Below are 12,954 nucleotides of genomic sequence, written 5' to 3' on the forward strand. Positions count from 1 at the left end.
GCCCATACATCTTTTCAATAATCTATACACCTTTTCAGTAATAAGTGTTAAAAATAGCGTCTGTACGACAGCTGGATGTCTTCCTTGGCATCGATACGATCTTGCCATTCGTAGTTGGCATTGATACGTAACGCTTGTTTTTTATCGATATCATATTGTAACCCTAATGTCGATATCGGCTGCCAGTAATGACCACGGGCATTAGACTCGTCGCTGCTGCCATGATACCAATATGGCAGTTGTAATTCAGCCTGCGCACGTAACTGATTGTTAATCTGATAACGGCAACCGGCATTGACGCCTGCGCCGACACGATAGCCTTTATTAATATCGCGTCCTGCTTGCGCCGTTCCTGCCAAAAGCGTATAGCATAGCTGTGGCGGCATCTCGCCTGTGCCCGCGCTAGGTGTGCCAAACGCCCACGACCAACCGGTCTCATAGCCCAAACTACCGACTAAATGATCGCTGCCCTCTTGCTGCGAGCCGTCATTTACACGTGTCGCTTCAATACTGGCGCCCCAGGTTTTGCCTTTTTTAGCAGAATTAACCGGATTAAATGAGCGCCCTCGCACCAAGGTCACATTTTGCAAGACCACACTACTTGGCTGATTGGCTTTATCATTATCGGTGTCATATAGACGCAAGGTTGCAGCCGCGCCTTCTAAATCAAAGAACTGCGGAAATCCTGAAGGACGATCGAGGGTATCGTGATAACCTGCCCGTAGACCTAAATCGATATAGTTATTATCACCGCGCTGCCCTAGCCCGATAAACCCAAGTTGCAGCGGATGCCTGTCTATAGGATTGTTATCCGCTACTGCAATACGCCGTGGCAATAGCGTTTTTCCGTCGGCGGCTATGCTCGAGGTTGGATTCAATTGGGCAGATTTAATCTCATTTAACGTCTGCTTGGCGCTATTATGATAGCCCAATTGCTCACGCTGCTCTTTAACCTTATTTAACTGTGCTTGGCGTAAGGTGCTATCGGCGGGCGTATAGTTGGTGCTGGCAAGTAAGCCTTCGCTATTAAGTAACTGCACGACATCTGAAGGAATCACGGCATAAGGCAAGCGACTTAATAAATGCTGCTGCGGACGTACCACGTCAATCAAGCGTAAAATCTCAGAGGCACAGTTATCAGTGGTGAAATAATACGGCAACTTCAAATCTTTGGTTTCCCAAACATGTAGCATAATCTGTTGCACTTCCGCTGGGGTCAAATCCAATTGATACGTCCACGCATCACGCTCATCTTCTTGCAGATACTTCGCCAGCTTTTCTGGATAAGGGTCAATTTCAATCAGATTGTCATAACCGCCGGTCATCGATTTGATGGCATATACCAAAAAACTATCGGTTGCATCGCCGCCTACCGTATAATTTAGCGCAACTGCATGATGAATTTGGCTCGGATCTGCCACACTGGCTTTTGAGTCGATACGCAATAAAGTATGAGCAAAGGCTGATAAAGGGTTGTCTAAATACTCTTGGGCAAACATGATAGATAGCTGCTCGGGAGCAATCTTCTGCATCCATTCATTCAATTCGGGACAGTCAACTTGTAGCGTCGCCTTATCAATGTTCAATGTATCGGTCAACCATTGTACACGCGCTGGAAAACGACATAATACCGAATTGTTGGCAGTATTTTTTTTGACAGTACGGTTATTCGTCGTCGCTACCTCATTAGCGAGAGCGACGAGTAATGCATCTAGCTCGGCAGCTGAATCATGCTGTCCATTCTCACTTAAAAAAAAGTCAGCCTCATCAACCATGCTGGTGTTTTTTTTCTTACCAATCAAATTCTTTTGATCATCAAAGAAATATAATAAACGTCGCCATGTCGTATGTTGGGCTAAGTTTTGTGTTGCTGCTTGCTCACGCCACTTGGCTAATAATTGCTCAGCGTTACTTTTTTCTAGCCCTTGGGTATCTTCTGGAGCGTCATTATTTGGCGTATTATTAGCGATTGCAGCAGCTTGCGGCGTAGGCGCTAATGCCTCTGTCGTTACTAATGATGATGGGGTTGGCAAAAAAGCTTGCGTTTGTGCAGAGAGTAGCAATCCTGCAATAGCAAGTGGTAAACGCGCTCGTTGACTCATAGTAGTTAGGGTACAATCTACAGATAAAAAATTAGGCTTTAGAGACATGGGGTAAACCTCGCACGTTATTATTCATACGCCGATAGCGTGATTGATGGCTGGTTGATAATGCCGATTGGATCGTCCACTAAAATAACCTCAAAAACCATATAAGAGCTAGATCATTGAAATATCTTAGTCAAAGTGGCTGTTATCAAAGTTGTTACTATCAAAGCTACTGTTATCAAGGTAGCTATTATCAGACTGGCTATTGATTGATAAAAATGGCTAGCAACCAGCGGTCAATACCCACTTATTAATATCATGATAAAAGAGAATATTATGTCCATAGCACCAATAACGATTAACGATGGCAGATTATCTGCAGCCACATACCTTGCATCACCAAACTGCAATCTGCGACCAACAGATATGAGTATTGATACTATTGTTATTCATAATATCAGCCTACCGCCGAACGAGTTCGGAGCATCTGATACTAACGGCTTACATTACGTCAAGACCTTGTTTACCAATCAATTAGACTGGGAGGCGCATCCTTATTTTCAAAGCATTAAAGGTACAGAAGTTTCAGCACATTTATTTATAGAGCGCGATGGCGCGATTACCCAGTTTGTCAATTTTAACGAACGCGCGTGGCATGCCGGACGCTCCAGCTACTTGGATCGCCCTGAATGTAATGATTATAGCATTGGCATTGAGCTTGAAGGGTCTGATTTTGTGTCCTTTACCGCCGCCCAATATGAAGCGCTTGCCAAAGTTATCGTTGCTATCTATGACGCTTATCCAAAAACTCGCAGGCATCTCACCGGTCATAGTGATATCGCGCCCGGTCGCAAAACAGATCCCGGTGATTATTTTGAATGGGCAAAATTACGTGAGATGGTCGCCAACATTCTTGAGGGTTAAGTCATATGGATAATTATTTTGTCAGTCCTGTTACAAGCTCTATTAACAGTTAACTGTATGCATTATATTCCACATCCAATCCATTTATCTCGATTATGAAAATGCTATAATTCGTCAGCTTTTTGATAGCAGCAACTTAGTAAACAACCATCAGTAAACAACCTTCAATAAACAAATTAGCACAATAGGTTCTCATGGCAAAAAGTCGGTTATTTCGTTCAACCATGGTGGTCAGTAGTATGACCATGCTGTCTCGTATTTTAGGTCTGGTACGCGATGTCGTATTGTTAGGCGTCTTTGGCGCTGGTGGTCTGATGGATGCCTTTTTAGTCGCCTTCAAAATCCCAAACTTTTTGCGGCGTTTATTTGCAGAAGGTGCCTTTAGTCAAGCCTTCGTCCCTGTGCTATCTGAATACAAAGAAAAATATAGTTTGCAGCAGGTACAAATCTTAGTCAGTCGTACTTCAGGCGCTCTGTTGTTAATTTTGTCGATGCTTACCGTCGTTGTTATTTTAATGGCACCGTGGGTCGTGACTTTATTCGCGCCTGGTTTTGCTGATCAACCAGGTAAGTTTGCTATTACCGCTGAATTACTGCGTCTGACCTTTCCTTATTTGCTATTTATTTCTATGACCGCCTTTGCCAGTGGCATTTTACAAAGCTACGGACGCTTTGCTGCGCCTGCCTTTGCACCAGTGTTGCTAAACTTGTGCATGATTGGTGGCGCATTAATTTTTGCTCCTATGTTCGATGTTCCTATCATGGCGCTAGGCTACGCGGTCGCTATCGCAGGATTGTTGCAATTCTTACTGCAGCTACCGCAGCTATGGCAACAAAAGCTGCTGGTCGCACCCAAAGTCGACTTTCAGCATGAAGGCGTTCGCCGTATTTTAAAACTCATGCTGCCTGCTATCTTTGGCGTCTCTGTCACTCAGATTAATTTACTGCTCAATACCATTTTTGCCTCATTGATGATTGGCGGCTCAGTTTCTTGGCTGTATGCCGCAGAGCGCATGAGTGAGCTGCCATTAGGCTTGATTGGCGTGGCAATCGGTACAGTCATTTTGCCCAGTTTATCAAAAAGTGAGGCGCAAAAAGACGATGTTAGTTTTAAAAAAACCATCGATTGGGCGGCACGCTTAATCATTTTAGTCGGTGTCCCTGCATCAGCAGCGTTGTTTATACTTGCCGATGTACTGATGCAAGCGCTGTTTTTGCGCGGTGAGTTTACCTTACGCGATGCGCAGATGAGTTCGCTCGCATTACGTAGTATGGCTGGTGGTATTTTAGGCTTTATGCTTATTAAAATCTTTGCCCCTGCTTTTTTTGCCCGTCAAGATACCAGAACACCCGTAAAAATCGGTATCATTTCTGTCTTTGCCAACATGATTTTTAGTGTCATTTTCATCGGTATATTTTATTTCTTAGAGATTCCACTACATGGCGGCTTGGCCTTAGCAACTACGGGCGCGGCCTTTGTGAACGCAGGCTTATTATATTACTTCTTACATAAACGTGATATTTTCCGCTTTGGCAGCCATTGGAAGAAACTATTCACCCAGTTTGCGATTGCGACCAGCGCTATGATTGGCGTACTTTATGTCATGCTGCCTTACTTCCCTAGCGATGATGCTCAGTGGCGACGTATCGCCGCTTTGCTCATTATGTGTGCCGTGGGAGCACTGGTTTATGGCGTGGTATTACTAGCCACTGGTTTCCGTCCGCGCCAGCTAAAGCATGGTTAAGCAGCTTCACTTACGAAACCAAAACAAGCTTAGTAAGAGAATGGATAGTGAATGATGCAGATAGTTGCCATAATTAACCATTAACGAATAAATGAAATCTGAGGGCTAATAATGTCAACCGAACGAGCAACCTTACTACGCTTACCAACCATACTGACCGCTGGTGTACTTAGCACTGGACTGCTTTTGAGTGCTTGTAGCGATAACGATAAGACAGCTAACAGTGCCGAAGATACGGCAGCCATCGCTGAAGGCAGTTATGATAAAAGTATTGATGCTGAAAATAGCGCTGCTAATCAAACGTCAGCAGTGGATGCGAATAGCACAGTTGACAGCAAGCAGATGACTGACAATAGTAAAGATGAGACGGCTATTGATAGTGATAATATTAACCCAGTCACTTCTGCGACCAAGCAAAAAAGCCTCGTAACCAATCCCACCCAAGCTGGTACGCCGGAAGATACTGTAAAGCAAGCACTAGATAGCTTGTATTATGGCGAGGTAAAGGAAGCTGTTAAATATTATAAAGTAGATATGGCAAACTTCGAAGAAGAGCTGGCTAAAACCCAGTATGCCTTTCAGCAAACCGTCGATGGCGTCACTATCACCGATACTCAATACAGTGATGATAAAACCCGTGCCACCATCATTGGGGAGCTGATGCTAAAAGGACAAAGTGCGCCTGCACCGTTGACATATGAGCTGCAAAAAATTGAAGGTCAATGGAAAATCCTAGGATAAGACGCCTTGCTGTCCTCATTTAAAATCACTTTAGCTTAAGTTATTTTAGCTTAAGTCACTCGAACTTGAGCTATCTTATCTTCAATAATTTTATTTGATACCAATCAAAATTTGATATTAATCTGACGACACTGCCTTGCCAAGCATCACAACATCAGCGATAAAGCCTTGCATATCACACACTTTTGGCATATATCCCCATTGCTCAAAACCAAGCTTACGGAACAATCCTAAGCTTGGCTGATTGTGCGCAAAAATAAGCGCGATTACATTATGAATGCCTAGGCTTGGCGCTTGTGTCAACATCCAGCATGTCAATAAACTGCCCAATCCTTGACCGTGAAAATCCTGATGCAAGTAGATACTAATCTCAGTGCTGATATGATAAGCCGGTCGTGCATATAAATCGCTAAAGCTGCCCCATGCAACGATTGTTGCTGTCTCTGTTTTCACTGCATTCTGCGTGGTCTTATGCATCACTTTTACCACATAAATAGGACGCGTCGGACTGTTTATATGCTCATCAAACCAATCTGCACGCTCTTCACAAGTCACTGGAGTAAGATTGGCAGTGGCTTGCTTACCTGCAATAGTCTGATTATAAATCACCAAAATCTCTGAAAAGTCGTCTCTACTTGCACGCTGCACAACAAACTCATCAGTGAGATAGTGTTCTAACAAAACAGTTGGTACAGCATTCAAGGCAGCAACGGGCATAAGGTCTCCGTAATTATTAATTAATAGTCTATGAGTGATAATTGTTGCAAGATGATCCATCTATACAGAGGGTCATTACAAAAGCATGTGGACAAACATCACGGTATTTTAAGATGACAGAGCGGATAGCGCCATACTTTTATTGTCAGTAGACTATAGGATGTTAGTGTGGTCATTTTACTTTATAATGGCTGATTTTAAACACATTGATTTTGGTACGGGTGTGTTTTTTATCTGGTTTTATCTATCATAGCTGAAAATTTATGAACACCTATTTTCTTGAGCAACTGATTGCCTCACCAAGTAATTTGACTGCAAATACTAGTCCATTAGATTTAGCGCCCTGTGTGCTCACTATCGGTAACTTCGATGGTGTCCATCTTGGTCATCAAGCGATGCTTGAACAAGTCCGTGATATTGCGCATGCACAAAATCTTGGTTCTGCTGTCATGATATTTGAGCCACAGCCTCGTGAATTTTTTGCGCCAGCCACCGCGCCTGCTCGCCTCACCAATCTCGCTGAAAAACAAGCTTTGTTAGCAGAATATGGCGTTGAGACCTTGATTGTGGCAGGATTTGATGCAGAGTTTCGCTCGCTATCCGCCCAAGCATTTGCGGATCTTTTAGCCCTGCGCTTAAATGTCAAGGCGTTGGTGTTGGGTGATGACTTCAAATTTGGTCATGACCGTACTGGTGACAGTCAGTTTTTACGGAATTATGGCTTAGATGTTACCAACCTGCATACCGTCATTGATGATAGTGGTAAAGCGGCACGTATCAGCTCTACTCGCGTTCGAGACTTACTATTGGCTGGTGATATTGACGCTGCTAATGCGCTACTTGGTCGCGATTATGCGATTACAGGAATGGTCGTTGGTGGCGATAAAATAGGTCGTACCATGGACTTCCCTACTGCGAATGTTGACCTGCAGCGTTTAAAACCTGCCCTGCATGGTATCTTTGCTGTTGATGTCGTCAGCCTCGACGAGGATGGGCAAGTGATTGCTGATGGCTTATCGGCACTTGCTATAGATGGCAAATCAGGTATCTCAGGATTACGTTCCAACAGCCTCTTTGGGACAGCCAATATTGGCACCAGACCCTCTGTCGATAAACAACATGATTGGCGTTTGGAAGTGCATTTCCCAGAATTAAATGCCGATTTATATGGATTAACTTTACAGGTTCGATTTTTGCATTATTTACATGGTGAACGGCATTATGATGGCTTAGAAGCATTAAAAACAGGCATCCATAATGATGTGAAAGCATTGATTGAGTGGCGAGAGCAGCAGCCCAGTTAGATAGCTAATAGGCTTAAATGCGGGCGTCGATATTTATAATTTATAAAAAAACCCACAGCATTTATAACGTTTGTGGGTTTTTACTTAATAGAGGTTTTTCTAAGCATCTGGATGCATACGTACGTTTAAGTCATCGATGACCTCTACCCATTCCGCATCTTTTTCCCATTCTTCTTGTAGAAAAGCACGCTGATTATCTGTCCAAATGCTCGCTTCTATCAACTTCTCTTCTTTATCCAACTGATTATTTTCAATAAAACTATCAATCGCTGCATCTGAGCTATCAAGTCCCAACTGTGCAAATAATTCATTCATATTGTATTCTGGTTCACCCAACATGTTTTTCTCCTTAAATGGTACGAGTGTCTTTGTGTTTATTATCTAAATTGACACATTTATTGTAGCAAGCTTTATTTTAATAGCTGTTAATCAACGTGTATCTAACGTTATCAATTGTATTTTAATAGGCAGACAAGACACAAAAAAGCCCTCTAATGTAGAGGGCTTTTTTAGATCAATTTCTATAAAACAGCTTTATGACATGATAATATCGTGACATTGGCGGCTTATGGAAGCAGGTGTGCTACCGCATCACGCTCTTCGCTAAGTTCTTGCTCAGTCGCTGCCATTTTCTCTTTAGAGAAATCTGATGACACATCAACGCCATCTACGATAGACCAGTCGCCGTTAGTGCATGTGCATGGGAATGAGTAGATTAAGCCTTTTGCGATACCGTATTCGCCGTTTGAATAAACGCCCATTGATACCCAATCGTTCTCATCAGTACCCAATGCCCATGTACGTACGTGTGCAATGGCCGCGTTGGCAGCAGAAGCGGCAGATGATGCACCGCGTGCTTTAATGATTGCAGCGCCACGTTGTTGTACTTCTGGGATATAAGTCGCTTCGTACCATTCGCGATCAACCAAATCTAATGCAGGCTTACCGTTGACAGTAGCAGCAGTCAGATCAGGATACTGCGTTGATGAATGGTTGCCCCAGATGATCATTTTTTTCACGTCATTTACTGTGCTGTCAGTTTTGCCAGCCAACTGTGCCATGGCACGGTTGTGGTCTAAACGAGTCATCGCAGTGAAGTTACGTGGATCAAGATCTGGTGCATTACGCTGAGCGATAAGGGCGTTGGTGTTGGCAGGGTTACCGACAACCAATACTTTTACATCACGGCTTGCAACGTCATTCAATGCTTTACCTTGTGCTGAGAAAATCGCAGCGTTGGCTTCTAGCAAATCTTTACGTTCCATACCTGGACCACGTGGACGTGAACCGACTAGCAGAGCATAGTCAACATCTTTGAATGCAACGGTCGCATCATCAGTCTGCACAATACCTGCTAATAAAGGGAATGCACAATCTTCTAATTCCATGACCACACCCTTTAGGGCGTCAAGTGCTGGAGCGATTTCAAGCAATTGCAAAATAACTGGCTGATCTTTACCTAGCATCTCGCCAGATGCAATACGAAATAACATAGCATAGCTGATATTACCAGCGGCACCAGTGACGGCAACACGTAAAGGCTGTTTCATTGACATTGAATACTCCCTAATTATAGATTAGATAATTCATGATTCTGATTGATGGTTCTAATGGATGACTATCGTTGTAAATAACGACTTGCCTACTGAATATAGCAGTCATAAACCGAGAGCTAGTGTAGCACTTCGTTCAGCAAATCGTCTAGAGACAATAAGACGCCGACCACCGATTATATTGTTACATTTTATACGGGAGGATTTTTTACCTACTGTAAACCTATACGGATACAGTGCTAGAAGGCAATGGAAGGCAGCTGATAACAGCATTTAGAAGCGTTACATACAGTGATATAACGCTTAAAATAAGCGAATATTATTAGGGCGTGTCCTCAATTCAAACAATAAGCATTTAAATGGGCTAAAAAACTATTTTCCACCCGAAATGACGAACTTACTGCCACAATTATTCACAACATTATGACATGTGCCAAATTCGCTCCCTTCATAACAAATATGGATATCCGTCAATGTTGATTGACGACGACTGCCCGCTTGGCAAATCAAATCAATACTGTTTGAGGACATACCACTATTAAGCTGGGTCATTTGACTGATAAATCGAGATTTAGAAACCGTATAGCTATTACCCGTATTAAGCTCGTTAGGCAGCTTTAATGCGCCAGCATAATTGGTAATCTGGCGGAAATAACTACTGGCACTAAGCGGACTACACGCCCCATAACGCTGCCAAGCTTGGCTACGTACTGTCGTATCAGGCATGATACGGTTGACGACTTTTAACTGTAACGGTGTCAGACGTGGCTCACTACCACGTCCGCAGCGCTCACCATAGCCCATATCTAGACCTGACACTGTCAACGAATAACCCTCCAAGCATTGACGCATACGGGCACGCGTCGGCTGTATGCTACACAATGCTGGCGTCATCTCAATCATCAACACACGCTGTCCGCTCTTAACAGCGCTCGCGGCATGTACCGGCATCATCATAATGCCTTGCAACATCACTAATGCACCGATACTTAGCGTCGTATTTAGTTTATCCATAGATGTATTGGTTATCGAGCTTGATTGGTTTAAATCTGGCGTCAGAGTAGATAGCGAGAGCATCTGCTGAATAGATGACTGATGCCTAACTTTTAATAACAGGGGCAGATTGAAATATTTTTTGATCATAGGGGCTGAAGGCATCTAGCAATGATAAAAACATGGGCTATCGTTTAGCTCATAGTGTTCGACGTATAAACACTGATAAAACTAAGAATAGAGCTAACAAAAATGTGTGCGTTGATTGATAAGCACTTATTATAAGCACGTATAAAAGACACTAATTGATGCAATGGTAGCAAAACGTTTTTTTTAATCTATAGCAGAAACGTAAACATAAGCTAATGATAGCATCAATAGTACAAAAATATCGCAACGTTAGCATGTCATCATTAGCGAGGTTGGGCGTCGAATTAGGCATCGCGTCAAGACAAAACTAGTTTTGATTGCACGATCAAAAGTGACATAAAAAAACCATTAATGATTGCTCACGAATGGTTTTTTTGGTTTATACATTAGCATTTTAGAGCGCGGCAGGTATCGTGCCCATACGCTGGCTAATAGGCTGACTACGACCTAATAGACTGCTATAAATGGTGGCATTTTCCATCACGTGTTTAACGTAATTACGGGTTTCAGGAAAGGCAATCGACTCGACGTACTGGTCGGCTGCGAGCGAACCATATACTGGTTGCCAACGCTTGGCATTGTTCGGACCCGCATTATAGCCAGCCGTTACCAACACAGGTTGACGGTTTAGCTTACCGAAAATTTCACCCATATACCACGTGCCATAACGAATATTGGTATCGCCACTATTGGCACGGCTGGCACTATAGGTCTCACCTAAGTTACGAGCAATGTATTTTGCCGTGTCAGGCATCACCTGCATCAAACCACTAGCACCAACATTTGAGCGTGCTGATGCAACAAAACGACTTTCTTGACGCATGATGCCATAAGCCCAAGCAGGATCGATACCAGCAGACTGACTATAACGTACGACTGCATCTTGATGCGGCATCGGATGTGATAACGCTAAGCTGTCTACTCTATCAGTATTATCAACGGCATAAATTGCTCGGTCGAGCCAGCCCATATCATAGGCTTGACGAGCAGCGGCAATAATCAAGTTATCATCACGCTTGTCGCGCGCCTGCTTTACCGCCCAGTTCCATTCACGATTGGCATAGGCACGGCTGGCGTCAGCATTATATAGAGCAAAAGCACGCGCAAAGTTGGCATCTTGCATGACACGTGCGCGATCAGCGGTACTGACATTTGGTAAGTTATTACCACCCAAACGACTGGCATCAAAACGCTGACCCACTTTATCCTTTGCCATTAAGCCATAATAGTCATTATTTTTTGCCAAGTTTTGATACATTTTTTTAGCAGTATTACGCTTGTTAGCATCGCTTGATTGCTCGTAAGCGCGAGCCAGCCAATATTGCCACTGGTCACTTTTTTGGGTTTCAGCCTCCATTTTTGAGATGGCTTCGACCACATCGTCCCAGCGGCTAAAGCGAATCGCTGCCATGGCATAATCTTCAGCTTCTTCAAAATTAAAATCTTCGTCTAGGCTATTGCGGAACCAGTCAACCGCCTCAGCATTAAAACCATCATCCGTATTATGATTCATACGTTGCACCCCAAGGATGCGATACGCATAGCGACGAGTCTCCGCATTCAACAATTTAACTGAACGCTGATTGTCTTGCTTAACATCAAAATCCAACTGTAATGCAGCTTCACGGTAAGACTTGTCAGCAACGCGTCCCATGGCATATAGATATAAGTATTGATTGTTTTGACTGGCAGGTTCTCGACTAAAACGGCTAAAAAAAGCAGACGGATTCAGTTGAATCTCACTCAATGCTGAATAAGCAATGGGCGTTCCTAAACGTGATGACAATGCCATAATGTCACCCGTTTTGCCTTTACGTAACATACGCTTGAGCCGCGCCGCGCGATCCTGATTGCTAATCAGCGCGTTATTATTCATCTCCATCGCGAGCTGGTCACACAAGGCTGGCTGCTTTTTGGTCGTCAACCAAACTTCAGACTTGGCTGCCATAGCCCGCATAGTATCACCGCCATTATTGAACCCAAGCGCCACCGCACAGCGCTCACTGGCATCCGCATTGGTAATCAAATTCGCAACTTGGCGTACTGAGGCGTAATCATTGGAGCCTGCTTTGGTCTCAGCAAAATCGGCCACCAGCTTTTCTGCCATTACCGTATTTGGATATTGACGCACAAACTGTGATACTGCCGCCGAACTTTGCGAATTAAGATCTAAATTCATACGCCAATAAGTGGGATACATGGCAAACAAACCGCCGCTCATGGCTTGCTCATAATTGTATAAGGCACTGACATCACCGCGTTCTGCCGCAATTGCCGCTGCTGTAAATGAGCTCACACCATTGTCTGACTGATAGCCACTGTTTTGTTGATAGCTGCCTTCTTGCTGATAACTGTCCTCTTCGCCCCAGGTCAGCTCAGCACAAGCCACCTGTGACAATCCTAGCGCACTCATTGCTGTCGCCAAACTTAACGCACTGACTCGTAGCGTCCTTGCTTTCATTCGTTTTGCATCTTCATTTTGCTTAATAGATTCTCTATCCTTGATGCTATGAGCAACCTGCGGCTTTGTCATACTGACTCTCTTTGTAATGTGTCCAAATGATTTGGCTAAATAATATATTTAGCATAACAATGCCAAAACGGCGTAAATCGCGATTTAATCAATCGCGCTAATATGGTCGCATTCATCATACTATACTCGTTGCACTTTCAACCATCACCTTTACCTTTTGTTAATAAATACGATAGCACGGTGTAACATAGAAGTGATAGCAAGCCA

The 12,954-nt window shown here is 43.7% G+C and carries 10 protein-coding genes; 4 read left to right on the forward strand and 6 right to left on the reverse strand.

Annotation, left to right across the window (positions count from 1 at the left end):
- Positions 1-47: 47 nt before the first annotated feature.
- Positions 48-2,150: an Lnb N-terminal periplasmic domain-containing protein gene (locus JMW85_RS12450; RefSeq protein WP_201581987.1), complete on the reverse strand. Its 2,103-nt coding sequence runs from the start codon at positions 2,148-2,150 to the stop codon at positions 48-50.
- A 273-nt stretch (positions 2,151-2,423) separates the two neighbouring features.
- Here JMW85_RS12450 and ampD point away from each other — a divergent pair, with 273 nt between their 5' ends.
- The 3 genes from ampD to JMW85_RS12465 all read left to right on the forward strand — a co-directional run bounded on the left by ampD (position 2,424) and on the right by JMW85_RS12465 (position 5,497).
- Positions 2,424-3,011, forward strand: coding sequence for a 1,6-anhydro-N-acetylmuramyl-L-alanine amidase AmpD (gene ampD / locus JMW85_RS12455; RefSeq protein WP_201581988.1), 588 nt, complete (start codon positions 2,424-2,426; stop codon positions 3,009-3,011).
- A gap of 194 nt (positions 3,012-3,205) precedes the next feature.
- On the forward strand, positions 3,206-4,756 hold the full coding sequence (gene murJ / locus JMW85_RS12460) for a murein biosynthesis integral membrane protein MurJ (protein ID WP_055124723.1): 1,551 nt from the start codon (positions 3,206-3,208) through the stop codon (positions 4,754-4,756).
- A gap of 111 nt (positions 4,757-4,867) precedes the next feature.
- A complete protein-coding gene (locus JMW85_RS12465; protein ID WP_201581989.1) occupies positions 4,868-5,497 on the forward strand; it encodes a hypothetical protein in 630 nt (209 codons plus the stop codon).
- Between the two features lie 117 nt (positions 5,498-5,614).
- Here JMW85_RS12465 and JMW85_RS12470 read toward each other — a convergent pair whose 3' ends face one another.
- A complete protein-coding gene (locus JMW85_RS12470) occupies positions 5,615-6,214 on the reverse strand; it encodes a GNAT family N-acetyltransferase (RefSeq protein WP_201581990.1) in 600 nt (199 codons plus the stop codon).
- A gap of 263 nt (positions 6,215-6,477) precedes the next feature.
- Between JMW85_RS12470 and ribF the strand changes: the two genes are divergently transcribed.
- A complete protein-coding gene (gene ribF, locus JMW85_RS12475) occupies positions 6,478-7,518 on the forward strand; it encodes a riboflavin biosynthesis protein RibF (protein WP_201581991.1) in 1,041 nt (346 codons plus the stop codon).
- Between the two features lie 99 nt (positions 7,519-7,617).
- On the opposite strand, the gene JMW85_RS12480 is transcribed toward ribF, so the two are convergent.
- From JMW85_RS12480 to JMW85_RS12495, 4 genes are all read right to left on the reverse strand, one after another.
- Positions 7,618-7,857: a DUF2789 domain-containing protein gene (locus tag JMW85_RS12480; protein WP_045444148.1), complete on the reverse strand. Its 240-nt coding sequence runs from the start codon at positions 7,855-7,857 to the stop codon at positions 7,618-7,620.
- 227 nt (positions 7,858-8,084) lie between these two features.
- A complete protein-coding gene (locus JMW85_RS12485; protein ID WP_173936711.1) occupies positions 8,085-9,074 on the reverse strand; it encodes a malate dehydrogenase in 990 nt (329 codons plus the stop codon).
- A 369-nt stretch (positions 9,075-9,443) separates the two neighbouring features.
- Positions 9,444-10,085: a hypothetical protein gene (locus tag JMW85_RS12490; protein ID WP_055124727.1), complete on the reverse strand. Its 642-nt coding sequence runs from the start codon at positions 10,083-10,085 to the stop codon at positions 9,444-9,446.
- 523 nt (positions 10,086-10,608) lie between these two features.
- On the reverse strand, positions 10,609-12,747 hold the full coding sequence (locus tag JMW85_RS12495; RefSeq protein ID WP_201581992.1) for a lytic transglycosylase domain-containing protein: 2,139 nt from the start codon (positions 12,745-12,747) through the stop codon (positions 10,609-10,611).
- Between the last annotated feature and the right edge of the window lie 207 nt (positions 12,748-12,954).

Origin of the sequence: Psychrobacter glacincola (genome assembly GCF_904846075.1) — a bacterium.
Classification (GTDB): Bacteria; Pseudomonadota; Gammaproteobacteria; order Pseudomonadales; family Moraxellaceae; genus Psychrobacter; species Psychrobacter glacincola_C.

Bases quoted from the DNA above. Each gene is read 5' to 3' on its own strand.
- JMW85_RS12450 (WP_201581987.1), bottom strand. From the start codon at position 2,150: ATGTCTCTAAAGCCTAATTTTTTATCTGTAGATTGTACCCTAACTACT.
- ampD (WP_201581988.1), top strand. From the start codon at position 2,424: ATGTCCATAGCACCAATAACGATTAACGATGGCAGATTATCTGCAGCC.
- murJ (WP_055124723.1), top strand. From the start codon at position 3,206: ATGGCAAAAAGTCGGTTATTTCGTTCAACCATGGTGGTCAGTAGTATG.
- JMW85_RS12465 (WP_201581989.1), top strand. From the start codon at position 4,868: ATGTCAACCGAACGAGCAACCTTACTACGCTTACCAACCATACTGACC.
- JMW85_RS12470 (WP_201581990.1), bottom strand. From the start codon at position 6,214: ATGCCCGTTGCTGCCTTGAATGCTGTACCAACTGTTTTGTTAGAACAC.
- ribF (WP_201581991.1), top strand. From the start codon at position 6,478: ATGAACACCTATTTTCTTGAGCAACTGATTGCCTCACCAAGTAATTTG.
- JMW85_RS12480 (WP_045444148.1), bottom strand. From the start codon at position 7,857: ATGTTGGGTGAACCAGAATACAATATGAATGAATTATTTGCACAGTTG.
- JMW85_RS12485 (WP_173936711.1), bottom strand. From the start codon at position 9,074: ATGTCAATGAAACAGCCTTTACGTGTTGCCGTCACTGGTGCCGCTGGT.
- JMW85_RS12490 (WP_055124727.1), bottom strand. From the start codon at position 10,085: ATGGATAAACTAAATACGACGCTAAGTATCGGTGCATTAGTGATGTTG.
- JMW85_RS12495 (WP_201581992.1), bottom strand. From the start codon at position 12,747: ATGACAAAGCCGCAGGTTGCTCATAGCATCAAGGATAGAGAATCTATT.